24 protein-coding genes are annotated in these 26,523 nt (G+C 62.4%); 13 read left to right on the top strand and 11 right to left on the bottom strand.

The features are described from left to right. Positions 1-14 precede the first annotated feature (14 nt). On the top strand, positions 15-1,349 hold the full coding sequence (rhlE1, locus tag QRN10_RS18220; protein WP_181079808.1) for an RNA helicase RhlE1: 1,335 nt from the start codon (positions 15-17) through the stop codon (positions 1,347-1,349). A gap of 113 nt (positions 1,350-1,462) precedes the next feature. Here the strand turns inward: rhlE1 and QRN10_RS18215 are convergent, their stop codons facing one another. Together QRN10_RS18215 and QRN10_RS18210 are read right to left on the bottom strand one after the other, a co-directional pair. Then, entirely contained in the window at positions 1,463-2,689 is a 1,227-nt protein-coding gene (locus QRN10_RS18215; RefSeq protein WP_253509522.1) for a TIGR03862 family flavoprotein, read from the bottom strand. A 171-nt stretch (positions 2,690-2,860) separates the two neighbouring features. Further along, a complete protein-coding gene (locus tag QRN10_RS18210) occupies positions 2,861-3,781 on the bottom strand; it encodes a histone deacetylase family protein (RefSeq protein WP_181079806.1) in 921 nt (306 codons plus the stop codon). A 75-nt stretch (positions 3,782-3,856) separates the two neighbouring features. Between QRN10_RS18210 and QRN10_RS18205 the strand changes: the two genes are divergently transcribed. The 3 genes from QRN10_RS18205 to QRN10_RS18195 are packed head-to-tail and all read left to right on the top strand — an operon-like array spanning position 3,857 to position 5,930. Beyond that, positions 3,857-4,426: a GNAT family N-acetyltransferase gene (locus tag QRN10_RS18205; RefSeq protein ID WP_181079805.1), complete on the top strand. Its 570-nt coding sequence runs from the start codon at positions 3,857-3,859 to the stop codon at positions 4,424-4,426. A gap of 38 nt (positions 4,427-4,464) precedes the next feature. Beyond that, on the top strand, positions 4,465-5,334 hold the full coding sequence (tesB, locus tag QRN10_RS18200; RefSeq protein WP_181079804.1) for an acyl-CoA thioesterase II: 870 nt from the start codon (positions 4,465-4,467) through the stop codon (positions 5,332-5,334). Further along, positions 5,331-5,930 carry an HAD family hydrolase gene (locus tag QRN10_RS18195; RefSeq protein ID WP_181079803.1) on the top strand — a complete coding sequence of 200 codons (600 nt, stop codon included), beginning with the start codon at positions 5,331-5,333 and terminating at the stop codon, positions 5,928-5,930. The genes tesB and QRN10_RS18195 overlap by 4 nt, the downstream gene beginning before the upstream one ends. Before the next feature lie 482 nt (positions 5,931-6,412). On the opposite strand, the gene QRN10_RS18190 is transcribed toward QRN10_RS18195, so the two are convergent. The 3 genes from QRN10_RS18190 to QRN10_RS18180 are packed head-to-tail and all read right to left on the bottom strand — an operon-like array spanning position 6,413 to position 8,745. Continuing rightward, positions 6,413-7,393, bottom strand: a complete 981-nt coding sequence (locus QRN10_RS18190; protein ID WP_285428833.1) for an alpha/beta hydrolase — start codon at positions 7,391-7,393, stop codon at positions 6,413-6,415. Beyond that, positions 7,394-8,275, bottom strand: a complete 882-nt coding sequence (ypfJ, locus tag QRN10_RS18185; RefSeq protein ID WP_285428831.1) for a KPN_02809 family neutral zinc metallopeptidase — start codon at positions 8,273-8,275, stop codon at positions 7,394-7,396. 53 nt (positions 8,276-8,328) lie between these two features. After that, a complete protein-coding gene (locus QRN10_RS18180; RefSeq protein ID WP_266246875.1) occupies positions 8,329-8,745 on the bottom strand; it encodes a membrane lipoprotein lipid attachment site-containing protein in 417 nt (138 codons plus the stop codon). Between the two features lie 198 nt (positions 8,746-8,943). Here QRN10_RS18180 and QRN10_RS18175 point away from each other — a divergent pair, with 198 nt between their 5' ends. After that, a complete protein-coding gene (locus tag QRN10_RS18175) occupies positions 8,944-9,822 on the top strand; it encodes a DMT family transporter (RefSeq protein ID WP_034139389.1) in 879 nt (292 codons plus the stop codon). A 1-nt stretch (position 9,823) separates the two neighbouring features. Here the strand turns inward: QRN10_RS18175 and QRN10_RS18170 are convergent, their stop codons facing one another. Then, on the bottom strand, positions 9,824-11,158 hold the full coding sequence (locus QRN10_RS18170) for an MFS transporter (RefSeq protein WP_502941434.1): 1,335 nt from the start codon (positions 11,156-11,158) through the stop codon (positions 9,824-9,826). A gap of 221 nt (positions 11,159-11,379) precedes the next feature. Between QRN10_RS18170 and quiC the strand changes: the two genes are divergently transcribed. Then, positions 11,380-13,281, top strand: coding sequence for a 3-dehydroshikimate dehydratase QuiC (quiC, locus tag QRN10_RS18165; RefSeq protein ID WP_253509512.1), 1,902 nt, complete (start codon positions 11,380-11,382; stop codon positions 13,279-13,281). Positions 13,282-13,359: 78 nt separating this feature from the next. Beyond that, positions 13,360-14,025, top strand: coding sequence for a TetR/AcrR family transcriptional regulator (locus QRN10_RS18160; protein ID WP_181079797.1), 666 nt, complete (start codon positions 13,360-13,362; stop codon positions 14,023-14,025). A gap of 70 nt (positions 14,026-14,095) precedes the next feature. Here QRN10_RS18160 and QRN10_RS18155 read toward each other — a convergent pair whose 3' ends face one another. The 4 genes from QRN10_RS18155 to QRN10_RS18140 form a co-directional block, all read right to left on the bottom strand. After that, entirely contained in the window at positions 14,096-14,944 is an 849-nt protein-coding gene (locus QRN10_RS18155) for a shikimate dehydrogenase (RefSeq protein WP_502941433.1), read from the bottom strand. Further along, positions 14,944-15,390, bottom strand: a complete 447-nt coding sequence (aroQ, locus tag QRN10_RS18150; RefSeq protein WP_285428830.1) for a type II 3-dehydroquinate dehydratase — start codon at positions 15,388-15,390, stop codon at positions 14,944-14,946. The genes QRN10_RS18155 and aroQ overlap by 1 nt, the downstream gene beginning before the upstream one ends. Positions 15,391-15,574: 184 nt before the next feature. Continuing rightward, complete coding sequence (trmA, locus tag QRN10_RS18145) at positions 15,575-16,654, bottom strand: tRNA (uridine(54)-C5)-methyltransferase TrmA (protein ID WP_266246867.1); 1,080 nt, start codon at positions 16,652-16,654, stop codon at positions 15,575-15,577. Then, positions 16,651-17,946 carry an NCS2 family permease gene (locus QRN10_RS18140; protein ID WP_017528884.1) on the bottom strand — a complete coding sequence of 432 codons (1,296 nt, stop codon included), beginning with the start codon at positions 17,944-17,946 and terminating at the stop codon, positions 16,651-16,653. Before QRN10_RS18140 ends, trmA begins: the two co-directional genes overlap by 4 nt. A gap of 188 nt (positions 17,947-18,134) precedes the next feature. Here QRN10_RS18140 and QRN10_RS18135 point away from each other — a divergent pair, with 188 nt between their 5' ends. The 4 genes from QRN10_RS18135 to QRN10_RS18120 all read left to right on the top strand — a co-directional run bounded on the left by QRN10_RS18135 (position 18,135) and on the right by QRN10_RS18120 (position 22,368). Continuing rightward, positions 18,135-18,581, top strand: coding sequence for a DUF4879 domain-containing protein (locus QRN10_RS18135; RefSeq protein ID WP_181079794.1), 447 nt, complete (start codon positions 18,135-18,137; stop codon positions 18,579-18,581). Positions 18,582-18,677: 96 nt separating this feature from the next. Further along, entirely contained in the window at positions 18,678-19,202 is a 525-nt protein-coding gene (locus QRN10_RS18130; RefSeq protein ID WP_253509506.1) for a (2Fe-2S)-binding protein, read from the top strand. Then, complete coding sequence (locus QRN10_RS18125; protein WP_266246860.1) at positions 19,199-20,188, top strand: FAD binding domain-containing protein; 990 nt, start codon at positions 19,199-19,201, stop codon at positions 20,186-20,188. The genes QRN10_RS18130 and QRN10_RS18125 overlap by 4 nt, the downstream gene beginning before the upstream one ends. Beyond that, on the top strand, positions 20,185-22,368 hold the full coding sequence (locus QRN10_RS18120; protein ID WP_285428829.1) for a xanthine dehydrogenase family protein molybdopterin-binding subunit: 2,184 nt from the start codon (positions 20,185-20,187) through the stop codon (positions 22,366-22,368). Before QRN10_RS18125 ends, QRN10_RS18120 begins: the two co-directional genes overlap by 4 nt. Before the next feature lie 129 nt (positions 22,369-22,497). Here the strand turns inward: QRN10_RS18120 and QRN10_RS18115 are convergent, their stop codons facing one another. Next, entirely contained in the window at positions 22,498-23,748 is a 1,251-nt protein-coding gene (locus QRN10_RS18115) for an MFS transporter (RefSeq protein WP_181079791.1), read from the bottom strand. A gap of 319 nt (positions 23,749-24,067) precedes the next feature. Between QRN10_RS18115 and QRN10_RS18110 the strand changes: the two genes are divergently transcribed. Both QRN10_RS18110 and cydB read left to right on the top strand, forming a co-directional pair. Beyond that, complete coding sequence (locus tag QRN10_RS18110; RefSeq protein WP_253509498.1) at positions 24,068-25,507, top strand: cytochrome ubiquinol oxidase subunit I; 1,440 nt, start codon at positions 24,068-24,070, stop codon at positions 25,505-25,507. Position 25,508: 1 nt separating this feature from the next. Beyond that, the gene (gene cydB, locus QRN10_RS18105; protein ID WP_181079789.1) at positions 25,509-26,516 is read left to right on the top strand and encodes a cytochrome d ubiquinol oxidase subunit II; all 1,008 of its coding nucleotides are present in this window, start codon (positions 25,509-25,511) and stop codon (positions 26,514-26,516) included. Positions 26,517-26,523: the final 7 nt, after the last annotated feature.

Raw genomic sequence — 26,523 nt, 5'->3', positions numbered from 1 at the left:
CCTACGGTAACTACATGACTTTCGCCACCCTTGGCCTGATCGAACCCTTGCTGCGCGCCCTTGAGACGCTAGGCTACCAGACCCCGACGCCGGTGCAGGCGCAAGCCATTCCGGCGGTGCTGGCCGGTCGCGACCTGATGGCCGCCGCCCAGACCGGCACCGGCAAGACCGCCGGCTTCGCCGTGCCGTTGCTGCAATTGCTGACCCTGGAAGGGCCGAAAGTCGCCGCCAACTCGGCACGCGCGCTGATCCTGTGCCCAACCCGTGAGCTGGCCGAGCAGGTCCACGCCAGCGTCGCCGAATATGCGCAACACCTGCCGCTGACCACCTACGCGGTGTACGGCGGCGTGAGCATCAACCCGCAAATGATGAAGCTGCGCAAGGGCGTCGACATCCTGGTCGCCACCCCTGGCCGCTTGATCGATCTGTTCCGCCAGAACGCGCTGAAGCTCAACCAGCTGCAGACCCTGGTGCTGGACGAAGCGGATCGCATGCTCGATCTGGGCTTCTCCGAAGAACTGGCGAACATCTACCGCATGCTGCCGAAAAAGCGCCAGACCCTGTTGTTTTCGGCGACCTTCTCCGATGACATCCGCCTGCTGGCCGGGCAGATGCTCAACGACCCGCTGAGCATCGAAGTCAGCCCGCGTAACGTCGCCGCCAACACCGTCAAGCAATGGGTAGTGCCGGTGGACAAGAAGCGCAAGCCGGAGCTGTTTGTGCACCTGATGCGCAAAGGCCGCTGGAAGCAGGTGCTGGTGTTCGCCAAGACCCGCAACGGCGTGGATGCGCTGGTGGACAAGCTGCAGGGCCTGGGCATCAATGCCGACGGCATCCATGGCGACAAACCCCAGGCTACGCGCCAACGCGCGCTGGACCGCTTCAAGTCCAGCGATGTGCAGATCCTGGTGGCCACCGATGTGGCGGCCCGTGGCCTGGACATTGAAGACCTGCCGCTGGTGGTCAACTTCGACCTGCCGATCGTGGCCGAGGACTACATCCACCGTATCGGCCGCACTGGCCGCGCGGGCAACACCGGTGAGGCGATTTCCCTGGTGTGTGCCGATGAAGTGAACATGCTGTCGGCCATCGAGATGCTGACCCGTCAGACCCTCACGCGCAAAACCGAGCCGGACTTTGAGCCCGAGCACCGGGTTCCGGATACCGATGCCAGCGGGCAAGTGGTGAAGAAGCCGAAAAAACCGAAGAAGCCCAAGGCGTCCGGTGGTGGCGGCAAGCGCAATCTGGGCAAGTGGGTGGACAGTGGGGACGCGGCGCCGGTGGAGCCGTCGATCAAGCCGGTGCGTAAGGTGCCGGTGTTTAATACCGGGCCGCGTAAGAAGAAGTAAATGATCGCTCCCACGCTCTGCGTGGGAATGCATCCTGTGACGCTCTGCGTCACGACTCTACAGCGGGACGCGGAGCGTCCCTGGCGGCATTACCACGCGGAGCGTGGGAACGATCAGCGGTTCAACCATTCCAGCATGCCCCGCCCAGCTGCTCGACCACTGGCAAAGCACCCCGTCAGCAAATACCCGCCGGTCGGCGCTTCCCAATCCAGCATCTCGCCCGCACAAAATACCCCCGGCAATTGCTTGAGCATCAAGCGCTCATCCAACGCTTCAAAGGGCACGCCGCCTGCGGTGCTGATGGCTTCATCCATTGGCCGGGTTTTCACCAGCGTCAGGGGTAACGCCTTGATATCCACCGCCAATTGCGCGGGATCCTGGAAGTGATCGGCTGGCGTCAACTCGCGCAGCAGCGCGGCTTTCACCCCATCCAACCCCAACTGGCTGTGCAAATGCTTGCTTATCGAGCGCGAGCCACGCGGCTTGGTCAGGGCGGCCTGGACCTTATCCAGCGGTTTGCTCGGCAGCAAATCGATATGCACGGTGGCCGCGCCGTCGCGGTTGATCGCTTCCCGAATCGGCGCCGACAACGCATAGATCAAGCTGCCCTCGATACCAGTGGCGGTGATCACGCATTCGCCCAGCCGCGGTTTGTCGTCCCCCAAGCCGATGGCGACGTTTTTCAACGGCGCGCCGGCGAATTTGCTGACCATCAAATCGCTCCAGGCCGACACCTCGAAACCACAGTTGCTCGGTTGCAGGCGGACGTAGGGCACGCCTTTGTCTTCCAGCAGCTTGAGCCAGGCGCCGTCGGAACCCAGGCGCGACCAACTGCCGCCGCCCAGGGCCAACAGCACGGCCTCGCTGCGGACAACTGTTTCGCCGTCCGGGCTGTGGATAAGTAAATCGCCCTCGGCATTCCAGCCCACCCAGCGATGGCGGGTGTGGATAACCACGCCTTGGTCGCGCAGGCGCTTGAGCCAGGCACGTAAGAGCGGGGCGGCTTTCAGGTCGGTAGGAAATACGCGGCCGGAGGTGCCGACAAAAGTTTGAATACCCAGGCCATGAATCCACTCGCACAACGCTTGGGCACCAAACTCACGCAGCAAGGGCGCCATTTGCGCGGCGCGCTCGGCGTAGCGGGCCACAAAGGCCGGGTACGCCTCGGAATGGGTGATGTTCATACCGCCTACGCCCGCCAGCAGGAACTTGCGCCCCACCGAGGGCATGCCGTCGTAGAGGTCCACATGCACCCCGGCCAGGCTCAAGACTTCGGCGGCCATCAGCCCGGCTGGGCCGCCGCCGATGATGGTGGCGTGTCGAGAGGAAATGTCGGGCATGGGCAGGGCTACGATCGCGAAAATAAGCCGAGCATTCTACCTGAGGAGTGCGACGCTGCCTGATCAAAAAATGTACAGCTTCCTACAGGCTATGCAGAGACTGGCTCTCAGCCGCTTACGCTCAAGTTATCCACAGGCCGTTCCACAGCCATTGTGGGTAACGCTCACAAATCAATGACAACCTGATGACGTCCACACCCGCTGCGCGCTGTGGTGCAGGATGCCGTGGCGGCGGGCCAGGGCCGTGCGGTCTTTGCTGTAGCCGCCGCCGATCACGCCCATCACCGGAATGTCGCGGCCCAGACAGTGACGCATCACGCGTTCATCGCGGTCGGCCAGGCCTTGGTCTGTCAGCTTGAGGTAACCGAGGGCGTCATCCTTATGCACATCTACGCCGGCGTCGTACAGCACCAGGTCGGGCTGATACAGCGGCAACAGGTAGTTGAGGGCGTCATCGACCACTTTGAGATAGTCGGCATCGCCCATGCCCATGGGCAGTGGGATGTCCCAGTCGCTGTGGGCCTTGCGCGCGGGGAAGTTTTTTTCGCAGTGCAGCGACACGGTGATCGCTTCCGGGGTGTCGTGCAGGATGCGCGCAGTGCCGTCGCCCTGGTGCACGTCGCAATCGAAGATCAGCACGCGGTCGACCCGGCCGCTTTCCAGCAGGTAACGGCTGATTACCGCCAGGTCATTGAAAATGCAAAAGCCTGCCGGGTAATCGTAATGGGCATGGTGGGTGCCGCCCGCCAGATGGCAGGCCAGGCCGTGCTCCAATGCTTGCTCGGCGGCCAGGATCGAACCGCCCACCGCTCGCACCGTGCGCCGGGCCAGGGCTTCGCTCCAGGGCAGGCCGAGGCGCCGTTGGTCTTCGCGGGACAACTCGCCGCTCATGTAGCGTTCGATATACCCAGGTTCATGGGCCAGGGCCAGAATCTGCGGCGGGCACAATGACGGGCGCAGCAGTTGGCTGTCCTTGGTCAGGCCGCTGGCCACCAGGTGGTCACGCAGCAGGCGGAATTTGTCCATCGGGAACCGGTGGTCCGCCGGGAACTCCGGGCTGTAGTCATCGTGGTAGATCAGTGGCAATGGCATGGAATTTTCTGACGGGAATCTGCGACTGATCTTAACAGCGCTGTACACTCACGCACATGGCAAGGGAGGGGCCCCATGGAGCCGATACTGGAATTGGAAAGCGCGCGGCTGGTGCTGCGCCAGTGGCGCGACAAAGACCTCAAGGCATTTGCGAGCATGTGCGACGACCCTCAGGTGATGCGCTATTTCCCGGCCCGGCTGAGCCACCTGGAAAGCGCCGCCTTGATCGGGCGCATCCGTGGCCATTTCGCCGAATACGGCTTCGGTTTCTGGGCCTTGCAGCGCAAGGACAGCGGCGAATTCATCGGCTTCACCGGGTTGCAGAACGTCAGCTTTGAAACCGGCTTCACCCCGGCGGTGGAAATTGGCTGGCGCCTGGCGCGCGAGCATTGGGGCCTGGGTTACGCCAGTGAGGCCGCCTGGGCCGCCTTGCGTTGTGGTTTCGACCGCTTGCAGCTGGATGAAATCGTTGCCTTCACCACCGAAGCCAATCTGCCTTCACAAAAAGTCATGCAGGCCATCGGTATGCATTACGATCCGCAGGCCGATTTTGAACACCCCAAAGTCGCAGCCGACGACCCGCTGCGTCATCATGTTTTGTACCGCATCACCCGCGCCCAATGGTTGGACACGCTGCACGGATAAGCAGCCCGGAATGCCCTATCGTTTTTAGGAGTTGCTCTATGAGCCAAGTATTGGAAGATCTGGTGGACCTGCTGACCCTGGAGCCGATCGAGGAAAACCTCTTTCGCGGCCGCAGCCAGGACCTGGGTTTTCGCCAGTTGTTCGGTGGCCAGGTGCTCGGGCAGTCGTTGTCGGCGGCCAGCCAGACCGTCGAAGAAGCGCGGCATGTGCATTCCCTGCACGGTTACTTTCTGCGCCCCGGCGATGCGGCGCTGCCGGTGGTGTACTCGGTGGACCGCGTGCGCGACGGCGGCAGCTTCAGCACGCGCCGTGTCACGGCGATCCAGAAGGGCCAGCCGATTTTTACCTGCAGCGCCTCGTTCCAATACGACGAAGTCGGCTTTGAGCACCAGACCACCATGCCGGTAGTGGTCGGCCCGGAGAATCTGCCATCGGAGCTGGAGCTGACGCGCCAGCGCGCGCACCTGATCCCCGAACCCATGCGCGACAAGCTGCTGTGCGCCAAACCGATCGAAGTGCGCCCGGTCACCGAAAAAGACCCGTACAACCCCCAGCCGTCCGACCCGGTCAAGTACGTGTGGTTTCGTGCCGACGGCGCCCTGGCCGATGCGCCGGCGCTGCATAAATACCTGCTCGCCTACGCCTCCGACTTCGGCCTGCTGACCACCTCATTGCTGCCCCATGGCAAGACCGTATGGCAGAAAGACATGCAGGTCGCCAGCCTCGACCACGCACTGTGGTTCCACGCCGACCTGCGCGCCGACGATTGGCTGCTCTACGCCATGGACAGCCCGTGGGCCGGCAACTCTCGGGGGTTCTCCCGTGGCAGCGTGTACAACCGCGCCGGGCAACTGGTGGCGTCGGTGACCCAGGAAGGCCTGATCCGCCATCGCAAGGATTGGGCATGAGCCTGGCGGACGTTAAGCACTGGGTGTTCGACATGGATGGCACCCTGACGGTGGCCGTGCATGATTTTGCGGCGATCCGCGTGGCGCTGGAGATCCCGCCCGAAGACGATATTCTCACCCACCTGGCGGCACTGCCCGCCGAGGTGGCGGCGGCCAAGCATGCCTGGTTGCTGGAGCACGAGCGTGAACTGGCGCTGGGCTCGGTGGCGGCCGACGGTGCGGTGGAACTGGTGCGCGAGTTGTCCGCACGCGGGTATCGCCTGGGCATCCTGACCCGCAACGCGCGGGAGCTGGCCCATGTCACGTTGCAGGCCATCGGCCTGGCCGACTGCTTCGCCGTGGAAGACGTGCTGGGCCGCGAAGACGCGCCGCCCAAGCCGCAACCGGGTGGTTTGTTGAAATTGGCGGCGGCGTGGCAGGTATCGCCCGATGAAATGGTGATGGTCGGGGATTACCGCTTCGACCTCGATTGCGGCCGTGCGGCGGGAACCCGGACCGTGCTGGTAAACCTGCCGGAGAACCCGTGGCCCGAGTTGGCGGACTGGCATGCCGCAGACTGCGCGGCACTGCACCGGATGATCCAGCCCAGGCAATGACTATCAAAGGTGGGAGGGGCGGTGTGACGGTTCGACTTACCCCGATGACGGTGAGTCAGCAACAGCTGGGTGCCTGACCCACCGCTATCGGGGCATGGGTATCTACCTATCTTCAGTGAAAACATCACGTCAGTACATGAAGCTCTTGTGGTGAGCGGGCTTGCCCCGCGCTGGGCTGCGAAGCGGCCCCAAACTCAGGCACCTCGGAGTGTCAGTTGAAACCACATCGCCTGGAATGGGGCTGCTTCGCAGCCCAGCGCGGGGCAAGCCCGCTCACCACAACAAGTCTAGGTCACCACAACAAGGCCAGGTCATCACAGCAAGCCAAGGTCATCACAGCAAGCCAAGGTCACCACAACAAGCCCGGCTCACTACAAACAGCCGAGTTCACCACAGAGTTATTTCAGCCTGTGAGGGTTGCGTGGATACCTATGGCTATCGGGTGCTAGCCGCTTCCCACAGGTTGCGCCTGTTTTGTTCAGTTAAAGCTGGGGAAACAGTACTTTCTGGCCTTCGGGCGATCTGAGCATCCCATCGCCGTTATGCCCCACCCCTGGCACTTCCACCAGTTCCTGGCGCAGCTGCGGATGGCGTTGCTTGAGGTAGTCAAAATAGTTGTGCCCGCGAATCAGCCGATAGGCGCCCTGGGCCTCGGCCTCGCAGCTTTTATCCAGCGCGGGGTGGTTGGGGTTGGTGTCTTGTTGGCCGAGCAGATACGTGATGCTGCGTGACACGTAGGTTTGCTCAAGTTGCGCGGCGCTTTGGCCGTTGGCGTACGCCGGCAGTTTTTGCAGGCCGTACTTCCAGTCGTCGAAACCAGGGCAGGCCGCCGCGTCGAACGGCACGGGCCGTTGCGGGCTGAAGTAGGCGTAGGACGATGGATTGGCCACCACATAACGCAGGCGGATGCCTTCGTGATGCAAGGTCGGATGATCGTCGCCGAGGAGGGCAAAGCGCTGTACCACCTGGCCACCGCCGGAATGACCGGCGATCACGATGTCCTTGAGTGCCGGGAACAACCGGCGATCGCCCAAATGCTGGATCAGTTGGTCCAGCGCGCTGAAGGAGCTGACGTGATCGGCCCCCACCGACGGCTCGCCGGCCATCCAGTCATTGCCTTGCCAGCGCAGCACCGTGTTGTCCAAGTGATTGCGCTGCGCATCGGCCTCGTTGAGAAACTGCGGGGCGATCACCAGCGTCGTATCGGCCTGGCCCGCCTGTTCGGCGGCGGCTTCGGCGCTGTGCAGATAGGTCTGCGCATTGCGCAGGCGACCGTGCACGACGATCAGCACGCGGGTGACATGTGGCAGCGGCTGGCGCCAGTCCTGGCTTACACCAAGGCTTAAGGCACCGGCCTCCAGCTGGAAACGATCGGGGCTGACTACCTTGACCCCATGCTCGACGGCCCCGGCGGTAGAGCAGGCCAGCCACATACCCAGCAGCAATCCCGATCGTTTATTCATTTAAAGGCTCTTGGCGTTAAAGGTGTCGCACTGGCTGATCTGGCCTTGGGCGAAGCCGGTCTTGAACCAGCGCACCCGCTGCGCGGAGGTGCCATGGGTGAACGAGTCCGGCACCACGCGGCCCTGGCCTTGCTGTTGCAAACGGTCATCGCCGATGGCGTTGGCCGCATTCAGGGCCTCTTCGATGTCGCCCGGTTCCAGCCAGTTCAAGCGTTTTTGTGCGCGGTTGGCCCACACGCCGGCAAAACAGTCGGCCTGCAGTTCCTGGCGCACCAGCAGGCCGCCATCGCCCTGCATCTGCATGCCTTGCTGGCGTGCGTCCTGGATCTTCGCCGAGATGCGGAGCAATGTCTGCACGTGGTGCCCGACTTCGTGGGCGATCACATAGGCCTGGGCGAAATCGCCGGCGGCCTGGAAGCGTTGGGACATTTCCCGGAAGAAGTCCAGGTCCAGGTACACCTGCTGGTCGGCCGGGCAATAAAACGGACCGCTCGCCGATGTGGCGCCACCGCAGGCGGAATTGACCCGGCCACGGAACAGAATCAGCTTGGGGTTCTGGTAGGTCTTGCCGTTTTCCTTGAACACCTGGCCCCAGGTGTCCTCGGTGTCGCCCAGCACCGCGCGGACGAAATCGGCCTGCTCATCGTTGGCCGGCGGTGCCTGACGCGGCTGGGTGCTGACCGACGGTGCCTGCTCCATCTGACCGGTCAACTGGCCGAGAATCTGCATCGGGTCCTGGCCGGTCAACCAGCCGATACCGACGATCAGCACAATCGCCGTGAGGCTCAGGCCCTTGCCGCCGCCGAAGCGCATCCCGCCGCCGCCACTGTCATCGCGGGCATCCACCACGTTGTCGCTGCGTCGGCCTTTTTTCCATAGCATGGGGCAATCCTCTTGATGAACGGTCCTACAAAATATTGAGATGAGTATGGCCGTTAATCGCGGCAATACCCTTCGCCGGTCACCACAACCAGGCAGTCTTTCTTGTCCGCCAGCCACTTGAGACCGGTTGCCGCGCCATCACCGGCGCGCAGCAACTGCGGACCGTCCGGGCGGTTGAAGGCGATCCCGTCTTCGGCCGCTTCACCCTTGAAGGTGCCGCTGTCATCGGCGTCGAGGCCGTACTGCATGGTAAGAAGATAGTGACCGCGGCCAATGCTGTCGTCCTTGGCGATGGTCAGGTGCAGGCCTTCGACGCCGACCCACTTGCCGACCCATTTATCGGTCGGTGGAGTCTGCGGTACCAGCGTGGCTTGCACCGACGCGGGCGCGGGTTTGGGCGCTTGCCTGGCCTCCTGGTTGCAGGCGGCGAGCAAGGCGAGGGTGGAAAGAATAAAGAAGGTTTTTTTCATAGCGGCAAGGCCTTGATTAAAAAATGTGCAGCTGGAAGGCAACGTGCAGGGTTGGACTCGATTCCCATGATTTAGTGCGCTGTTCGCCCGGTGTTTGGTTATGCTCTTGGGGCAGGCTGCGGCCCGCCTGCTAGATTACCGGGTTGAGCGCGGCCTCGTTCAGTGCTCAGCGTTAAGCCCGCCACGCAAGAGAATTCCATGACTGTCAGTACCCCGCTTTCCGGCGTCAACCATCCGTTCAAAGGCATCCTGCTGATTGTGGTGGCGACCTTTCTGTTTTCCAGCCACGACGCGTTGTCCAAATACCTGGCCGGGTTCTATCCGATCGTGATGGTGGTGTGGGCACGGTACGTGGTGCATACCGTGCTGATGGCCGGGATCTTCCTGCCGCAATCGGGTTTGCGCGTGCTGCGCAGTAAGCGACCGGGGATGCAGGTGGTGCGGGCCTTGTGCCTGTTGGGCACCAGTCTGTTCTTTACCACCGCGCTGCATTACATCCCGCTGGCAGAGGCCACGGCGGTGAACTTCCTTGCACCGATCCTGGTGACTGCGCTGTCGGTGCCGCTGCTGGGTGAGCATGTGACACGTGGCCAGTGGCTGGCGGTGATCTGCGGGTTTATCGGCGTGCTGGTGATCATCCACCCAGGCGGTGAACTGTTCACGCCGGCGGTGCTGCTGCCGTTGTGTTCAGCGATGTTCTTCTGCTTTTACCAACTGCTGACGCGCATCCTCAGCCAGTACGACACCCCCACCACCAGCAACTTTTTTGCCGGGTTGTGCAATACCCTGGTGATGAGTGCGCTGGTGCCGTTCTTCTGGCAGGTGCCGACCCTGTGGCACGGCGTGATGATGCTGGCCCTGGGCACCTGTGGCATGACGGCGCACTTGATGCTGACCCAGGCGTTCCGCTTTGCGGCGCCTGCCTTGCTGGCGCCGTTCGGCTATTGCCAGATCGTGTTCGCGGGGTTGCTGGGCTGGCTGGTGTTTGCCCATACCCCCGACATGACCACAGTGGTCGGCATCGGGGTGATCTGCATGAGCGGGTTGGCCGCCGCCTGGCAGCAGCGGCGGCGGTGATTCATACCTCGACGGTGGGAATCTTGCGCGGTGCCATGAAGTACATCCAAGTCAGCGCAATGAAGTACATCGCCGGGATCAGAGTGAACAATACGGTGTAGTTGTTGTGGGTCACGGTCAGGATATGGCCGACGATCTGGGTCATGAACATGCCGCCGATGGCCGCGCACATGCCGCCGAAGCCGAATACCGTGCTCATCATGTGCTTGGGCGTGTAGTCCATCACCAGGCTCCAGATATTCGCGGTCCAGGCCTGGTGCGCACCGATGGCCAGGGAGATGGCGAACACCGCCACCCACAGCTGGCTGGAGCCGGCCGCCATGATCACGCCGACGATGCAGCAGGCGAACAGTAGCATCGACAGCAGCCGCGCCTTGATCGAGTTCATCCCTCGGCCGATCAGGAACGAAGAGAGAATCCCCCCACCCACGCTGCCGAAGTCGGCTGTCAGATAAATAATGATCAGTGGGATGCCCATCTGCGTCACGTTGATGCCCAGGTTGTATTGCTGGTTCAGGAACGGTGGCAGCCAGTACAGGTAGAACCAGAACACCGGCGCGGTCAGCGAATAGGCCAGGGCAAAGGCCCAGGTGCCGCGCATGCGCAGGATACGGGTGAAGGGCACGCGCGGTTGTTCCGGTTCGGCTTGTTGTTGTACGTAGTCCAATTCGGATTGTTTAACCGTCGGATGCTCTTCGGGGTTGTAGTACTTCAGGCCCCAGCACACCAGCCAGATGCCGCCCAGCGCCGACATGCACAGGAACGCCGCCTGCCAGCCCCATACGTGCAGGATCAGCGGCAGCAGCATCGGTGTCATCATCGCGCCGACGTTGGTGCCGGCATTGAAAATACCAGTGGCCACTGCGCGCTCGCCGGCGGGGAACCACAGGCGGGTGGTCTTGACGCAGGCCGGGTAGTTGGCGGCTTCGGTCAGGCCGAGGATAAAGCGGCAGACCATAAAGCCGACGGCCGAGGTGGCCAGGCCGTGGGCGCCGGTGGCCAGGCTCCACAGCAATACCGCGAAGAAGAACACGCGTTTCACGCCAACGCGGTCGATCAAGCGACCCTGCAGCACAAACCCGATGGCGTAGCCGACCTGGAACCAGAAGTTGATGTTGGCGTAGTCCATCGCCGTCCAGCTCATTTCCTTGGCCAGGATCGGCTGCATTACCCCCAGGGCGGCGCGGTCGATGTAGTTCAGGGTGGTGGCGAAGAACACCAGGGCCAGCATGCCCCAGCGGGTTTTGCCCACGGCCAGGGCGCCGCGGATCTTGCTGCCGATGCCGGCGTGCGGCATGCCTGGGCGCTCGGCCAGGACGGAGTTTTGCAAAGGCATGAGGTCGTACCCGTTTTTTGAAATTTTTATGGTGTGTTCTGGGTCTTTTGTGAACGTTTGTTGCGTGATCGATGGTGCGCAGCGCCTAAAAAATCGTCAATTCGCTGCACGGCATAGTGTTCGATAATCGCCCGAAAAACTAACCGGTTCGTACATTTTATTTGCTGCCGGTAGGCGGGGGGCGAATAATTTGCCACAAACAACCAATGCGGGGAGTTTCCATGCAACGTTCCATCGCTACCGTTTCCTTGAGCGGCACCCTGCCGGAAAAGCTCGACGCCATTGCCGCCGCCGGGTTCGATGGGGTGGAAATCTTCGAGAATGACTTGTTGTATTACGACGGCAGCCCGCGGGAAGTGCGGCAGATGTGCGCCGACCTCGGCATTGCCATCACCTTGTTCCAGCCGTTTCGCGACTTTGAAGGCTGCCGTCGCGAGCGCCTGGCGCGCAACCTGGAGCGGGCCGAGCGTAAATTCGATCTGATGCAGGAACTGGGCACCGATCTGGTGCTGGTGTGCAGCAATGCCTCGGCCGATTGTGTGGGCGACGAATCCATTCTGCTGGATGACTTGAGCCTGCTGGCCGAGCACGCCGGCAAACGTGGCTTGCGCATTGGTTATGAAGCCCTGGCCTGGGGCAAGCATGTGAACACCTGGCAGCAGGTGTGGAACCTGGTGCGTCAAGTCGATCATCCGAGCCTGGGCGTGCTGCTCGACAGCTTCCATACCCTGTCGCTCAAGGGCGACCCAAGCGCCATCGCGCAGATCCCCGGCGACAAGATCTTCTTCGTGCAAATGGCCGATGCGCCCATCCTGGCCATGGATGTGCTGGAATGGAGCCGGCATTTCCGCTGCTTCCCGGGGCAGGGCGAATTCGACCTGGCCGGGTTTCTGGCGCCGATTATCAAAAGTGGTTACACCGGGCCGCTGTCCCTGGAAATCTTCAACGATGGTTTCCGCGCCGCGCCGACCCGCGCCAATGCCGCCGATGGGTTGCGCTCGCTGCTGTACCTGGAGGAAAAAACACGCCAGCGCCTGGCCGAGGAACAGTCGGCCGCGCCGGTGGATATCCTGTTCGAAACGCCGCCTGCCAGCGAGTACGACGGCATCGAGTTCCTCGAATTTGCCGTGGATGAAAGCCTCGGCGCCAAGCTCTCCCACTGGCTGGAGCGGCTTGGCTTCGTCAAGGCCGGGCAGCACCGTTCCAAGGCCGTCAGCCTGCTGCGCCAGGGTGAGATCAACCTGATCCTCAATTGCGAGCCGTATTCCTTCGCCCATAACTTTTTCGAAGCCCACGGGCCTTCGCTGTGCGCCACGGCGTTGCGGGTCAAGGACAGCGCCAAGGCGTTGGAGCGCGCGGTCGCCTTTAAAGGCCAGCCTTATCGTGGCCTGGTCGGGCCGAACGAACTGGAGCTGGCGGCGGTGCGCGCGCCGGACGGCAGCCTGATTTACCTGGTGGACGCCAGCGAAGGCGGGCTCTACGACACCGATTTCAACCTGCAAGCGAACACGGCTTGTGGCGGCGGCCTGCTGCGCATCGACCATATGGCAATGGCCCTGCCGGCTGACAGCCTCGACAGTTGGGTACTGTTCTACAAGAGTCTGCTGGATTTCGAAGCCGATGACGAAGTGGTGCTGCCCGACCCCTACGGCCTGGTGAAAAGCCGCGCATTGCGCAGCCGTTGCAGCTCGATTCGCCTGCCGCTGAATATTTCCGAGAACCGCAACACGGCCATTTCCCACGCGCTATCGAGCTATCGGGGCTCGGGGGTGCATCACATTGCCTTCGACTGTGCGGATATTTTCGCCGAGGTACGCCGGGCCAAAGAGGCCGGTGTGCCGCTGCTGGATATCCCGCTCAATTATTACGACGACCTGGCGGCGCGCTTTGATTTTGATGAGGAGTTCCTCAGCGAGCTGGCGTACTACAACGTGCTGTACGACCGCGACGCTCAGGGCGGTGAGTTGTTTCACGTCTACACCGAGCCGTTCGAAGGGCGGTTTTTCTTCGAAATCATCCAACGCAAAAACGGTTACGTGGGCTACGGCGCGGCCAACGTGGCGGTACGCCTGGCGGCGATGGCCAAGTCGCGCAGCGGCGCGGTGCGCCAGGCACGCCTGTAAGCCATGGCCGGGTGCTTCCTTCGGGGAGCGGCCCGGCCCATAATCGCGGCCTGCCTAACAACAATGGCCGTGAGCACCATGACGTCGAGTCCCGAACTCCCCGCAGTGCCAGAAGCACCGCGCAAGAGTCGTAAGAACAACCCGGAAAAGACCCGCGAAAACATACTGCAGGAAGCCATTGTGGAGTTTGTCCAGCAGGGCCTTTCCGGCGCGCGCGTGGACGCCATCGCCGAACGCATCCACACTTCCAAACGCATGATCTACTACTACTTCGGCAGCAAGGAGCAGCTGTACGTCGAGGTGCTGGAGAAGCTCTACGGCGATATCCGCAATACCGAAACCCGCATGAACCTCACGGCGCTGGAACCGCGTGAAGCGATCCGTCGGCTGGTGGAATTCACCTTTGATCACCACGATCAGAACGTGGATTTCGTGCGCATCGTCAGCATCGAAAATATCCACAACGCTGAATATGTGAAGCGCTCGGACTCGATCAAGGCCATGAACAGCAACATCCTCGAAGCCCTGGGCACTACCTTGCGCCGAGGTGCCGAAATGGGCCTGTTCCGCGAAGGCCTGGAGCCGCTGGATGTGCACCTGCTGATCAACTCATTCAGTTTTTACCGGGTGTCCAACCGCCATACGTTCAGTGAGATCTTTCAGATCGAACTGTCGGATGAGGCGGTTAAACAGCGCCACCGCGAGATGCTCTGCGACTCGGTGATGCGCTACCTGCAAGCCTGAAGGCTCAGGTTGGAATGCCTGCCAGGTGGAGGGGGCAAGTCCCTTCCACATTTTGATCTGGCTTCGTCAGTCAGGTATTCATGCTGTTGAAGTGCGTCAGCATGCGTTGCGCATCCGGCACTTCACCGCTGAATAATTCAAATGCTTTTACCGCCTGGAACACCGCCATATTGCCGCCGTCCAGGGTGCGACACCCCAGGGCGCGTGCATCCCGTAGCAGTTGGGTTTCCAGCGGGAAGTAGACGATTTCCGCTACCCACAGCTGAGCGCGCAAAAGCGCCGCCGGCACCGGTGTACCGGGGAGTTTGGCCATACCCATCGGCGTGGTGTTAACCAGGCCATCGGCTTCGGCCACGGCGTTCTCCAGGTCTGCGCCGGCTTGAGCGCGGCCGCTGCCGAAACGCTGTGCGAGGTTATCCACAAGGTCGCGGGCGCGGCCGGCGTCCACATCGAAAACACTCAGCTGCTCCACCCCTTCAGCCAGCAGTGCATGCGCGACTGCCGCGCCCGCACCACCGGCGCCCATCTGCACCACACGCTGGCGCGGCACGTCACTGAGATTGCGCCGCAAACCTTCGGCAAACCCCAGGCAATCGGTGTTGTGGCCGATGCGTTTGCCGTCTTCGAACACCACGGTATTCACCGCGCCGATGCCTCGGGCCTCGTCGGACAAGTCATCCAGCAGCGGCAGAATCGCCTGTTTGCATGGGTAGGTAATGTTCAGCCCGGTAAAGTGCATCAGCTCGGCGGCGCGTAGGAGCTCGGGCAGGGCCTTGGCGTCCAGGCCCAGGGCATCGAGGTCGATCAGTTGATACAGGTAGCGCAGGCCTTGGGCGTCGCCTTCCTGTTCGTGCAAAGCGGGCGTGCGGGAGGCCTGGATGCCGGCGCCGATCAGGCCGGCAAGAATGCGTGGCTTCATCAGGCACGTCCTTTCAACAGATGGCTGAAATGTTCCAGGGCCAGGTGGTAGCCGTGGCTGCCGAAACCGGCCAATACCGCTCTGGCGATGGGCGACACGAACGAGTGATGACGAAACGCCTCACGCGCATGCACGTTGGATAAATGCACTTCGACCACCGGCACTTCACTGGCCACCAGTGCATCACGGATCGCCACCGAGGTATGGGTCCAGGCCGCTGGATTGATCACGATGCCGGCGCAACGCGCACGGGCGCCGTGGACCCAGTCCAGCAGCTCGCCTTCGTGGTTGGTCTGGCGAAATTCGATCTTCAGTCCGAACTGTTCCGCGCTACGGCCGCACAACGCGGCAATGTCGGCCAGGGTTTCATGCCCGTACGTAGCAGGCTCGCGGCTGCCGAGCAGGTTGAGGTTGGGGCCGTTGAGCACCAGCACGATGGGCGGCATGAGGGGGTATCTCCACAGTTCTTGTTGGTTGTGGAGATAAAATGTACTGGATGGTTAATTTGGTCAATTGCCAGCGCGGCATGTGTTCGATTATCGAACCGTTAATGCGAGCAACGCGCTGCAAGCCCACTGCGCGGCCGCTTAGCCAATGGCTCGGGCGGCCGTGCATGGGACAACAGCACGTTTAGCGTCGGGTCAACAACACACCCGATTCCATATGGTGCGTCCACGGAAACTGATCAAACAGCGCACACCGGGTAATACGGTGCGTATCATGCAGTTGCGCAATGTTCGCCGCCAACGTCTCCGGGTTGCAGGAGATGTACAGGATAGTGTCGAACCGCCGGGTCAGTTCGCAGGTGTCCGGGTCCATGCCGGCACGCGGCGGGTCGACGAAAACGCTGCCGAATTCGTAGCTCTTCAGATCGATTCCCTGCAGGCGGCGGAACGGGCGAACTTCGTTGAGCGCTTCGGTCAGTTCTTCAGCGGACAGGCGCACGAGGGTGACGTTAGCCACGGCGTTTTCATCGAGGTTGCTCAGGGCTGCGTTGACCGAGGTCTTGCTGATCTCAGTGGCCAGCACCTTGCGCACACGGGTCGCCAGGGGCAGGGTGAAGTTGCCGTTGCCGCAGTACAGCTCCAGCAAGTCATCCGCACGATCGCCCAACGCGTCGTAGGCCCAGTTGAGCATCTTCTGGTTCACCGTGCCGTTGGGCTGGGTGAACGCGCCTTCGGGTTGGCGATAGCTGAAGGTGCGGCCGCCGACGTCGAGTTTCTCCACCACGTAGTCGTGGCCGATCACATCGCGCTTGCCCTTGGAGCGACCGATGATGCTCACGTTCAGGTCCGCGGCGAGCTGGTTGGCGGCGGCATGCCAGTGCTCGTCCAGCGGGCGGTGATAGCACAGGGTGATCATCGCATCGCCGGCCAGGGTGGTGAGGAACTCCACCTGGAACAGTTTGTGGCTCAGGGCGGCGCTGGCTTGCCAGGCGGCCTTGAGCTGCGGCATCAGTTGGTTGATGCGAGCGCTGGCGATGGGGAAGTCTTCGATCAGGATCGGCGTGCGCTTGTCATCCTGGGAAAACATCGCGTAGTGGCGTTCACCGCCCTCGCGCCACAGGCGGAATTCCGCGCGCAGGCGGAAGTGCTGCAGCGGCGAGTCAAACACCTGCGGCTCGGGCGCATCGAACGGAGCGAGCAGGTCACGCAGGCGCGTGACCTTGTCTTGCAATTGAGCGGTGTAGCGTGCGGCGTCAAAAGTCATGCGTTGAACCAGCCCAGCTTGATCACGAACAGGATCGACAGAATCACCAGCGCCGGGTTCAGCTCACGGTAGCGGCCCGAAAGCAGCTTGATGGCGGTCCAGGCGATGAAACCGAAGGCGATGCCGTTGGCGATGGAGTAAGTGAAGGGCATCGCCAGGGCGGTGATCACCACCGGCGCTGCAACGGTAATGTCATCCCAGTCGATTTCGGCCAGGCCCTGGGTCATCAGCACGGCGACGAACAGCAGCGCCGGTGCGGTGGCAAAAGCCGGAACGCTGGCGGCCAGCGGCGAGAAGAACAGTGCGAGCAGGAACAGGATCGCGACCACGATGGCGGTCAAACCGGTGCGGCCACCGGCGCTCACGCCCGCGGCGGACTCGATATAACTGGTGGTGGTCGAGGTGCCCAGCAGCGAACCGGCCATGGCCGCGGTGCTGTCGGCGATCAGCGCACGCCCCATTTTCGGCATGTGGCCGTCCTTGCTCATCAGGCCGGCGCGCTTGGCAACGCCGATCAGGGTGCCGGAGTTGTCGAACAGGTCAACGAACAGGAAGGCAAAGATCACGCTGACCAGGCCGATATCCAGCGCGCCCTTGATATCCAGTTGCAGGAAGGTCGGTGCCAGGGACGGTGGCATTGAGGTCACGCCGCCGAACGGGGTAACGCCCAGTACGATGGAAGCAATGGTGACCGCCAGAATGCCGATCAGCACCGCACCACGCACGGCCAGGGCTTCCAGCGCGACGATCAGTACGAAACCGAGGGTGGCGAGGATGGGGGCGGCTTTTGTCAGGTCGCCCAGGCCCACCATGGTGGCCGGGTTACTGACCACGATCTGCGCGTTGTGCAAGGCAATCAGCGCCAGGAACAGGCCGATACCGGCCGCAATCGCTGAACGCAGGGGCAGGGGGATGGCGTTGATGATCCACTCACGGATGCGAAAGATCGACAGCAGGAAAAACAGCACCGCCGAAATAAACACTGCCCCCAGTGCCACTTGCCAGGTGTGGCCCATGTGCAGGACCACGGTGTAGGTAAAGAAGGCATTGAGGCCCATGCCCGGCGCGAGCGCGATGGGGTAGTTGGCGATCAGGCCCATCACGGTCGAACCGATGGCGGCCGCCAGACAGGTCGCGACAAACACCGCACCTTTGTCCATGCCGGTTTCGCCGAGGATGCTCGGGTTCACGAACAGGATGTAGGCCATGGCCAGGAATGTCGTGATGCCCGCGAGGATCTCGGTGCGCACGTTGGTGTTGTGTGCCTTGAGTTGAAACAGCTTTTCCAGCATGCCGGCTCCCTGTGACGCTATTTTGCGTCGTGATTTGTTGACCTCTAAGTCAAAGCACAAACTGCGCCAAGCGCCTGTGGTTCCAGAGAGGATCGGAAAAAGCGGCGCATCATACCAGCAGCCGAGGCTGTGTGGCGCATGGGCTTGAGGCATACTGCGCCGACGTTCAATTCACGGTCATCGACAGCATGAAAAAAGCCAACGCGTGGAGTCTAGCCCTGATCGCCGCTCTGAGCCTGTGGCTCGGCGCGGCACCGGCATGGGGCGCGACTGCACCGGCCTTGAGCGAGGTGCGCGTGTTCAAGGTCGAGTCGTCGCGCTGCGAGGAAACCATCCCCGAACGCGTCACCTCCACGCAGATGTGCACGCACCGTGGGCCCACCAAGGTGTCGGTGATGGAGGTGGGCCTGGGCAATAACCCGGTCGGCCTGTTCAATGGCGCGGTATTGAATGGCCAGCGCACGCCGGTGTGCCAGGTCGGCAACATCAGCCAGGCGTGCAACGGCGCGGGCACGCTGATGGGCTACATCTATGTATTTGATCTGGATGTGCAGGCCCAGGGCTGGTTTGAATACAGCAACTCTTCGATCAACCCCCCGCGAAACACCTTGAAGACCCAGCTCAATATCCGCTGATCAATTCTCTTGAACGCTCAAAACCCCGGGAAGTCGTACCCCTGAGACGGCGATTTTCCTGAACGCCGCGGATGCAGACCAACCCGTGAGGTGTTTATGAGCGCAACCCCCCAAGGCGCGGCGGCCCAGCCGTTTGCCCGCCATTCGATACGCCTGACCCTCAATGGGCAGGCCCGCCAACTGGACGTGTTGCCCTGGACCACGCTGTTGGACCTGCTACGCGAACAACTGGACCTGGTGGGCAGCAAAAAAGGCTGCGACCACGGCCAATGCGGCGCCTGCACCGTGTTACGCGACGGCAAACGCGTGAACGCTTGCCTGACGCTGGCGGTGATGTGCGACGGTGCTGAACTGACCACCGTGGAAGGCCTGGCCAATGGCGATCAACTGCACCCCATGCAGCAAGCCTTCATCAAGCACGATGCCTTCCAATGCGGTTACTGCACGCCTGGGCAGATCTGCTCCGCCGTCGGCCTGGCCAATGAAGGCCGTGCCCACGACAGCGCGCAAATCCAGGAACTGATGAGCGGTAACCTGTGCCGCTGCGGCGCCTACAGCAACATTCGCGATGCGATTGAAGAGGCCCTGCCGGCCTGCCGCAATGCGGGAGGTGAGCAATGAACCCGTTCCAGTACAGCAAACCGGCCGACGTGCACGAAGCCGTGCACCTGAGCAGTGCCGCGTCGCGCTTTATCGCCGGCGGTACCAACCTGCTGGACCTGATGAAAGAAAACATCAGCCGCCCCGAGCACCTGATCGATATCACCGGCCTGCCGTTGCACGGCGTCGAACCCACGGCCGAAGGCGGCGTGCGCATTGGCGCGCTGGTCAGCAACGCTGATCTGGCCTGGCACCCCTTGATTGAACAGCGTTACCCGTTGCTGTCCCAGGCCATCCTTGCCGGTGCCTCGCCGCAGTTGCGCAATATGGCCAGCACCGGTGGCAACCTGCTGCAGCGCACCCGTTGCTATTACTTCTACGACGCCAGCGTGCCCTGCAATAAACGCGAACCCGGCAGCGGTTGCCCGGCGCGCACCGGCTTGAATCGCATCCATGCGATCCTCGGTGCCAGTGAACACTGCGTGGCGACCCATCCGTCTGACATGTGCGTAGCCCTGGCGGCGCTGGAAGCGCGGGTGCATGTGCATGGGCGCGGCGGTGCGCGAGTCATCGAGTTCGCCGATTTCCACCGCCTGCCCGGTGATGCGCCGCAACGGGATAACCAACTGGCCGACGATGAACTGATCACCGCCATTGAATTGCCCGCCGACCACCTGGCGCGGCACAGCCATTATCTGAAGATCCGCGACCGTGCGTCCTACGCCTTCGCGTTGGTGTCGGTGGCCGCCGCTCTGGAGTTGGACGGCGATGTGATCGTCGACGCGCGCCTGGCTCTGGGCGGCGTGGCCCATAAACCCTGGCGCGACCGCGCGGTGGAGGCGGGATTGATCGGGCAGGCTGTCAGCCGCGAAACCTTCAGCCTCGCCGCCGATGCGATGTTGCAGGACGCCGAGCCGCTGGAACACAACGCTTTCAAGGTCAAGCTGGCACGGCGCGCAATTATCCGCGCCCTGAGCGATGCCGCTGTTGCAGGAGAACGCCCATGAGTGCCGTCGGAAAACCTCTGGACCGTGTCGACGGTCTGCTTAAAGTCACCGGCCAGGCGCGCTATGCCGGCGAGTTCCCCGAACACGACCTGCTGCATGGCAGCGTGGTGTCCAGCACTATCGCCAAGGGCCGCGTGGTTCGTATCGATGCGTCCAGGGCCCTGGCGCTGCCGGGTGTGGTCATGGTGCTCGATCACACCAACCGGCCTCGGTTGGCCAGCTATGACGACGCGTTTGCCGACGCCGATGCCGCCGATGGCTCGCCGTTTCGCCCGCTGTACAACGACCGCGTGCTGTACAGCGGCCAGCCCCTGGCCCTGGTGATCGCCGACAACCTGGAGCTGGCGCGACATGCCGGCTCCCTGGTGCAGATCGAATACGAGCGCGATGAGTTCGAAACCGACCTGCTCGCCCAGCAGGCCCAGGCCCATCCGTCGCCACAGACACCGCCGGCCCCGCGCGGGAATTTCCAGGCCGAGTGGACCGCTGCCGCCGTGAGCCTGGACGTGCACTACAGCACCCCCATCGAACATCACAACCCCATGGAACCCCACGCCAGCACCGTGCTGTACCAGGCGGATGGCACGCTGCATATCCATGACAAAACCCAGGGCCCGCAGAACTGCCAGGCCTATGTGCAAAAAGTGTTTGGCCTGGATAAAAGCCAGGTGCGGGTGTTTGCCGCGTTTGTCGGCGGTGCCTTTGGTTCCGGCCTGCGTCCGCAGTACCAATTGCCCCTGGCGGTGATGGCGTCGCTGGCGCTCAAGCGTTCGGTGCGCGTGACCCTGACACGTCAGCAGATGTTCACCTTCGGCTACCGCCCGCGCACGTTGCAGCGCTTGCAAATGGGCGCCGCCGCCAATGGTCGCCTGCTGGCGCTGGGGCACACGGCGATCGGCCAGACCTCGCGCTTCGAGGACTTCAGTGAACACGTGGTGGAGTGGAGCGGCATGCTCTATCACTGCGACAACGTGCAATTGACCTATAAGTTGGTGCCGCTGGATGTGTTCACGCCGCTGGACATGCGCGCACCCGGCGCCGCCCTCGGGGTGATCGGCCTGGAGTGCGCCATGGACGAACTGGCCTGCGCCCTGGCCATCGACCCGGTGCAACTGCGCCTGATCAACTACGCCGAGCGCAACCAGAACGAAGACAAACCGTGGTCGAGCAAAGCGCTGCGCGAGTGTTATGCCGAAGGCGCCGAGCGCTTTGGCTGGAGCCAGCGCAATCCGGAACCGCGCAGCATGCGCGACGGCCGTCAGCTGATCGGCTGGGGCATGGCGGGCGGCGTATGGGAAGCCATGCAAATGAAGGCCAGCGCCAAGGCGCGTATCGATGCCGAGGGTAAGCTGGTGGTGAGCAGCGCCACCACCGATATCGGCACCGGCACCTACACGGTGATGACCCAGATCGCCGCCCAGGCCAGCGGCGTGGCGGTGGAAGACGTGCGCTTCGTGCTAGGCGACTCATCGCTGCCCACCGCGCCGTTGCAGGGCGGTTCGTTCACTGTTTCCTCGGTGGGCACCGCCGTGCAACAGGCCTGCGAAGCGTTGACCGCCAAACTGCTGAGCGTGGCCCGGCAGACTTATCCGGTGTTCAAGGATGCCGAGTCGGTGCGCTTCGAGGACGGTCGGTTGCACACGGGCGACGTAAGCGTGTCGTTGGCGCAGTTGGTCAAGGACAGCGGTGAAGACGTCCTGGAGGTGCAGGTCGACAGCGAGCCGGACAAAAAACGCGAAGGTTATGCCACGGCGACCCATTCGGCGGTGTTCGTCGAAGTACGGGTGGATGAGGACCTCGGCACTATCAAGGTCAGCCGCGTGGTCAGCGCGATTGCCGCCGGGCGCGTGGTCAATCCGAAGATGGCCCGCAGCCAGATCCTCGGCGGCGTGGTATGGGGTATCGGCATGGCCCTGCATGAAGAAACCCAGATCGACCATCAGCTGGGCCGCTACATGAACCATAGCCTGGCCGAGTACCACATCCCGGTGAACGCCGATATTGGTGAGATTGATGTGGTATTCGTCGAAGAACACGACGAGATCGTCAACGCGCTGGGGTCCAAGGGCGTCGGCGAAATCGGCATCGTCGGCGTCGCGGCGGCAGTGGCCAATGCGGTGTACCACGCCACCGGCAAGCGGGTGCGGGACTTCCCGATTACCTTGGACAAGGTGCTTTAAAACACTGCCTATCCAAATGTGAGAGGGGGCCAGCCCCCCAGTGGCGGTGTTTCAGTCAATGGATGCTTCGACTGTTACGCCGCCATCGAGGGCAGGCCCTCTCCCACATGGACCTTATCGCCACAGCGCCTATGCGGTGGGTTTCGAGACCGGTTCTTCCACCGGCACATGCATGCGATCACGGTTGGCCAGGGTGGGGAACAGTTTGATCCACACCCCGGTGACCACCAGAGTCCCGATCCCGCCCATCACCACGGCGGGCACGGTGCCGAACCAGTGGGCGGTGATGCCGGATTCGAATTCGCCCAATTGATTCGACGCGCCGATAAACAGGCCGTTGACGGCACTGACGCGCCCGCGCATTTCATCCGGCGTTTCCAACTGCACGAAGGACGCACGGATGACCATGCTGATCATGTCCGCCGCGCCCAGCACCACCAATACCGCCAGGGAAAACCAGAACGAGGTGGACAGGCCGAAAGCGATGGTCGCCACGCCGAATACGCCGACGGCGGTGAACATCACGCGGCCGACGTGGCGGTCCACCGAGAAGCGCGCCAGCCACAACGACATCAACAACGCCCCTACCGCCGGTGCCGAGCGCAACAGGCCCAGGCCCCAGGGGCCGGTCAGCAGGATGTCCTTGGCGAACACCGGCAGCAGCGCGGTGGCGCCGCCCAGCAGCACCGCGAACAAGTCCAGGGAAATGGCCCCCAGGATGTCAGGGCGACTGCGGATAAAACGGATGCCGGCCAGCAGCGAATCCAAGGTGGCCTTGCCTTTGTTCAGCGGCGTCTGGCGGGCAGGCAGGTTGAGGGTCAGCGCGCAGGCGATCAGGTACAACACCACGGTGGGGCCATACACCCACACGCTGCCGAACGCGTAGAGCAAACCACCCAAGGCAGGTGCGACGATGGTGGCCAGTTGCTGGGCGGACTGCGACGACGCCACGGCACGCGGGAACAGCGCGCTGGGCACGATGCTGGGGAGCAGTGCCTGGGTGGTGGGCATTTCAAAAGACCGCGCAGCCCCGAGCAGGAAGGCGAGGATAAAGATCATCTCGCGGGTTACGTTGCCGGTCAGGCCGCCGATGGCCAGGGACAGCGCAATCAGCGCCTGTACGGTCTGGCAAATGGCAGCGACCTTGCGTCGCTCATAACGGTCGGCTACATGCCCGGTGTGCAGCATGAACAGCACGCGGGGTACAAACTCCACCAGGCCGACCAAACCCAGGTCCAGCACATTGCCGGTCAGTTGGTAAAGGTTCCAGCCGATGGCCACGGTCAGCATCTGGAAGCCACTTGCGGTAAAGATCCGCGCCAGCCAGAACGCTATGAAGGGGCGGTGGTGACGCAACAGCAACGCAGGTTCACTAGGCATCGGGAATTCAGATCAAGGCCGGAGGGAAGGGCGAGATTAGCATCAAGCTGTAACAAATAGTTGCGAGAACCGGGGTGAGGCAGCCTGTCACGCGTCAATCGACCACACAACTGGACAGCAAAAATGGGACTACTCTTTGAGCTGTAATTGATCCAGATCAAATCCATCCCATGATTTGTCCTGGCGGGCCGCAAGGCCGGATTCCCTACGTGGTTGGCCAAAAAAAGAAACGAATTGAAATTCGCCACACTCCATATCCGTGGGGGCAGTGGGTGCAGGCTCCCGCCAGCAGCCGGTATTACCTGACAGAGGAAGACTTATGTTCGGTTTGGAGGCGTTAGATCTCGCCCGAATTCAATTTGCGTTCACCGTCTCATTTCACATCCTGTTCCCGGCGATTACCATCGGCCTGGCCAGTTACCTTGCGGTGCTGGAAGGGCTCTGGCTCAAGACCCATAACGATACCTACCGTGACCTTTACCATTTCTGGTCGAAGATCTTTGCCGTCAACTTCGGCATGGGCGTGGTCTCGGGGTTGGTCATGGCCTACCAGTTCGGCACCAACTGGAGCCGCTTCTCGGATTTCGCCGGCGCCGTCACCGGCCCCTTGCTGACGTATGAAGTGCTCACGGCGTTCTTCCTCGAGGCCGGTTTTCTTGGCGTGATGCTGTTCGGCTGGAACAAGGTGGGGCGCAAGCTGCACTTCTTCTCCACGGTAATGGTGGCCGTGGGTACGCTGATCTCCACCTTCTGGATCCTGGCGTCCAACAGCTGGATGCAGACGCCCCAGGGCTTTGAAATCATCGACGGCCGCGTGATCCCCACCGACTGGCTGGCAGTAATCTTCAACCCTTCATTCCCCTATCGCTTGATGCACATGGCCACGGCGGCCTTCGTGGCGACCGCATTCTTCGTCGGCTCCTCGGCGGCCTGGCACTTGCTGCGCGGCAAGGACAACCCGGCGATCCGCAAAATGCTCTCCATGGCGATGTGGATGGCGCTGATTGTGGCGCCTGTCCAGGCGGTAATCGGCGACTTCCACGGGCTCAATACCCTGGAGCACCAGCCGGCGAAGATCGCCGCGATCGAAGGTCACTGGGAAAATAAAGGCAATGAGGCGACGCCGCTGATCCTGTTCGGCTGGCCCGACATGCAGGCGGAAAAAACCAAGTACGCCGTAGAGATTCCCTACCTGGGCAGCCTGATCCTGACCCATTCCCTGGATAAACAGGTGCCTGCACTCAAGGAGTTCGCGCCGCAAGACCGACCGAATTCGACCGTGGTGTTCTGGTCCTTCCGGGTCATGGTCGGGTTGGGGTTCCTGATGATCTTTACCGGTCTGTTCAGCCTGTGGCTGCGCCGGGGCGACCGGATGTATACCTCCAGACCGTTCCTGTACCTGGCGTTGTGGATGGGCCCGTCCGGCCTGATCGCGATCCTCGCCGGTTGGTTCACCACCGAAATCGGGCGCCAGCCTTGGGTGGTCTATGGGCTGATGCGCACGGCGGATGCCTCCTCCGGGCATAGCGTGGCGCAGATGACCATCACCTTGGTGTTGTTCGTGGTGGTGTACTTCGCCCTGTTCGGCGCGGGCCTGGGCTACATGATGCGCCTGGTGCGCAAAGGCCCTGTGACCCACGACAGCACCGAACCGACCCACGGCGGCCCCGGCCAGAAACGCACACCGGCACGTCCGTTGTCGGCGGCCGACGATGGCACCGACGACGACCACGACCACATCCAGCACAAGGGGAATTGAGATGGGTATTGATCTTCCGCTGATCTGGGCCGTGATCATCATCTTCGGCATCATGATGTACGTGGTGATGGACGGCTTCGACCTGGGCATCGGCATCCTCTTTCCGTTTGTTCCGGGCAAAGTCGACCGTGACGTGATGATGAACACCGTCGCGCCGGTCTGGGACGGCAATGAAACCTGGCTGGTGCTGGGTGGGGCGGCGCTGTACGGCGCCTTCCCGCTGGCTTATTCGGTGGTGCTGTCGGCGCTGTACCTGCCGCTGATCCTGATGCTGGTGGGGTTGATTTTTCGCGGCGTGGCGTTCGAGTTCCGCTTCAAAGCCAAGGACCACAAGCGCCATCTGTGGGACAAGGCCTTCATCGGCGGTTCGCTGGCGGCGACGTTCTTCCAGGGCGTGGCGCTGGGGGCGTTCATCGACGGCATTCCGGTGGTCAATCGCCAGTTCGCCGGCGGTTCGCTGGACTGGCTCACGCCGTTTACGCTGTTCTGCGGCGTAGCGCTGATCGTCGCGTATGCCTTGCTCGGCTGCACCTGGCTGATCATGAAGACCGAAGGCAAGCTGCAGGAACAGATGCACAACCTGGCGCGGCCGTTGGCATTCGTGGTGCTGGCGGTGATCGGCATCGTCAGCCTGTGGACCCCGCTTTCGCACGCGGAAATCGCCTCGCGCTGGTTCACCCTGCCTAATCTGTTCTGGTTCCTGCCGGTGCCGCTGCTGGTGCTGGTGACCATGTACGGGCTGATTCGCGCGGTGGCGCGCAATGCGCACTACACACCGTTCCTGCTGACGCTGGTGCTGATCTTCCTCGGCTACAGCGGCCTGGGGATCAGCCTGTGGCCGAACATCGTGCCGCCGTCGGTGTCGATCTGGGACGCCGCCGCACCGCCGCAGAGCCAAGGCTTCATGCTGGTGGGCACCTTGTTCATCATCCCATTCATCCTGGGTTACACCTTCTGGAGCTACTACGTGTTCCGCGGCAAGGTCACCCACGAAGACGGTTACCACTAGGAGGGGC

The sequence above is a fragment of the Pseudomonas sp. lyk4-R2A-8 genome (assembly GCF_030209095.1).
In the GTDB taxonomy this organism is placed as follows: domain Bacteria; phylum Pseudomonadota; class Gammaproteobacteria; order Pseudomonadales; family Pseudomonadaceae; genus Aquipseudomonas; species Aquipseudomonas quebecensis.
The sequence above is the reverse complement of the archived record's forward strand: the minus strand, read 5'-3'. Positions and strand labels throughout refer to the sequence as shown.

Excerpts from the sequence above, each read along its gene's own strand:
- rhlE1 (WP_181079808.1), top strand. The coding sequence starts at position 15 with ATGACTTTCGCCACCCTTGGCCTGATCGAACCCTTGCTGCGCGCCCTT.
- QRN10_RS18215 (WP_253509522.1), bottom strand. The coding sequence starts at position 2,689 with ATGCCCGACATTTCCTCTCGACACGCCACCATCATCGGCGGCGGCCCA.
- QRN10_RS18210 (WP_181079806.1), bottom strand. The coding sequence starts at position 3,781 with ATGCCATTGCCACTGATCTACCACGATGACTACAGCCCGGAGTTCCCG.
- QRN10_RS18205 (WP_181079805.1), top strand. The coding sequence starts at position 3,857 with ATGGAGCCGATACTGGAATTGGAAAGCGCGCGGCTGGTGCTGCGCCAG.
- tesB (WP_181079804.1), top strand. The coding sequence starts at position 4,465 with ATGAGCCAAGTATTGGAAGATCTGGTGGACCTGCTGACCCTGGAGCCG.
- QRN10_RS18195 (WP_181079803.1), top strand. The coding sequence starts at position 5,331 with ATGAGCCTGGCGGACGTTAAGCACTGGGTGTTCGACATGGATGGCACC.
- QRN10_RS18190 (WP_285428833.1), bottom strand. The coding sequence starts at position 7,393 with ATGAATAAACGATCGGGATTGCTGCTGGGTATGTGGCTGGCCTGCTCT.
- ypfJ (WP_285428831.1), bottom strand. The coding sequence starts at position 8,275 with ATGCTATGGAAAAAAGGCCGACGCAGCGACAACGTGGTGGATGCCCGC.
- QRN10_RS18180 (WP_266246875.1), bottom strand. The coding sequence starts at position 8,745 with ATGAAAAAAACCTTCTTTATTCTTTCCACCCTCGCCTTGCTCGCCGCC.
- QRN10_RS18175 (WP_034139389.1), top strand. The coding sequence starts at position 8,944 with ATGACTGTCAGTACCCCGCTTTCCGGCGTCAACCATCCGTTCAAAGGC.
- QRN10_RS18170 (WP_502941434.1), bottom strand. The coding sequence starts at position 11,158 with ATGCCTTTGCAAAACTCCGTCCTGGCCGAGCGCCCAGGCATGCCGCAC.
- quiC (WP_253509512.1), top strand. The coding sequence starts at position 11,380 with ATGCAACGTTCCATCGCTACCGTTTCCTTGAGCGGCACCCTGCCGGAA.
- QRN10_RS18160 (WP_181079797.1), top strand. The coding sequence starts at position 13,360 with ATGACGTCGAGTCCCGAACTCCCCGCAGTGCCAGAAGCACCGCGCAAG.
- QRN10_RS18155 (WP_502941433.1), bottom strand. The coding sequence starts at position 14,944 with ATGAAGCCACGCATTCTTGCCGGCCTGATCGGCGCCGGCATCCAGGCC.
- aroQ (WP_285428830.1), bottom strand. The coding sequence starts at position 15,390 with ATGCCGCCCATCGTGCTGGTGCTCAACGGCCCCAACCTCAACCTGCTC.
- trmA (WP_266246867.1), bottom strand. The coding sequence starts at position 16,654 with ATGACTTTTGACGCCGCACGCTACACCGCTCAATTGCAAGACAAGGTC.
- QRN10_RS18140 (WP_017528884.1), bottom strand. The coding sequence starts at position 17,946 with ATGCTGGAAAAGCTGTTTCAACTCAAGGCACACAACACCAACGTGCGC.
- QRN10_RS18135 (WP_181079794.1), top strand. The coding sequence starts at position 18,135 with ATGAAAAAAGCCAACGCGTGGAGTCTAGCCCTGATCGCCGCTCTGAGC.
- QRN10_RS18130 (WP_253509506.1), top strand. The coding sequence starts at position 18,678 with ATGAGCGCAACCCCCCAAGGCGCGGCGGCCCAGCCGTTTGCCCGCCAT.
- QRN10_RS18125 (WP_266246860.1), top strand. The coding sequence starts at position 19,199 with ATGAACCCGTTCCAGTACAGCAAACCGGCCGACGTGCACGAAGCCGTG.
- QRN10_RS18120 (WP_285428829.1), top strand. The coding sequence starts at position 20,185 with ATGAGTGCCGTCGGAAAACCTCTGGACCGTGTCGACGGTCTGCTTAAA.
- QRN10_RS18115 (WP_181079791.1), bottom strand. The coding sequence starts at position 23,748 with ATGCCTAGTGAACCTGCGTTGCTGTTGCGTCACCACCGCCCCTTCATA.
- QRN10_RS18110 (WP_253509498.1), top strand. The coding sequence starts at position 24,068 with ATGTTCGGTTTGGAGGCGTTAGATCTCGCCCGAATTCAATTTGCGTTC.
- cydB (WP_181079789.1), top strand. The coding sequence starts at position 25,509 with ATGGGTATTGATCTTCCGCTGATCTGGGCCGTGATCATCATCTTCGGC.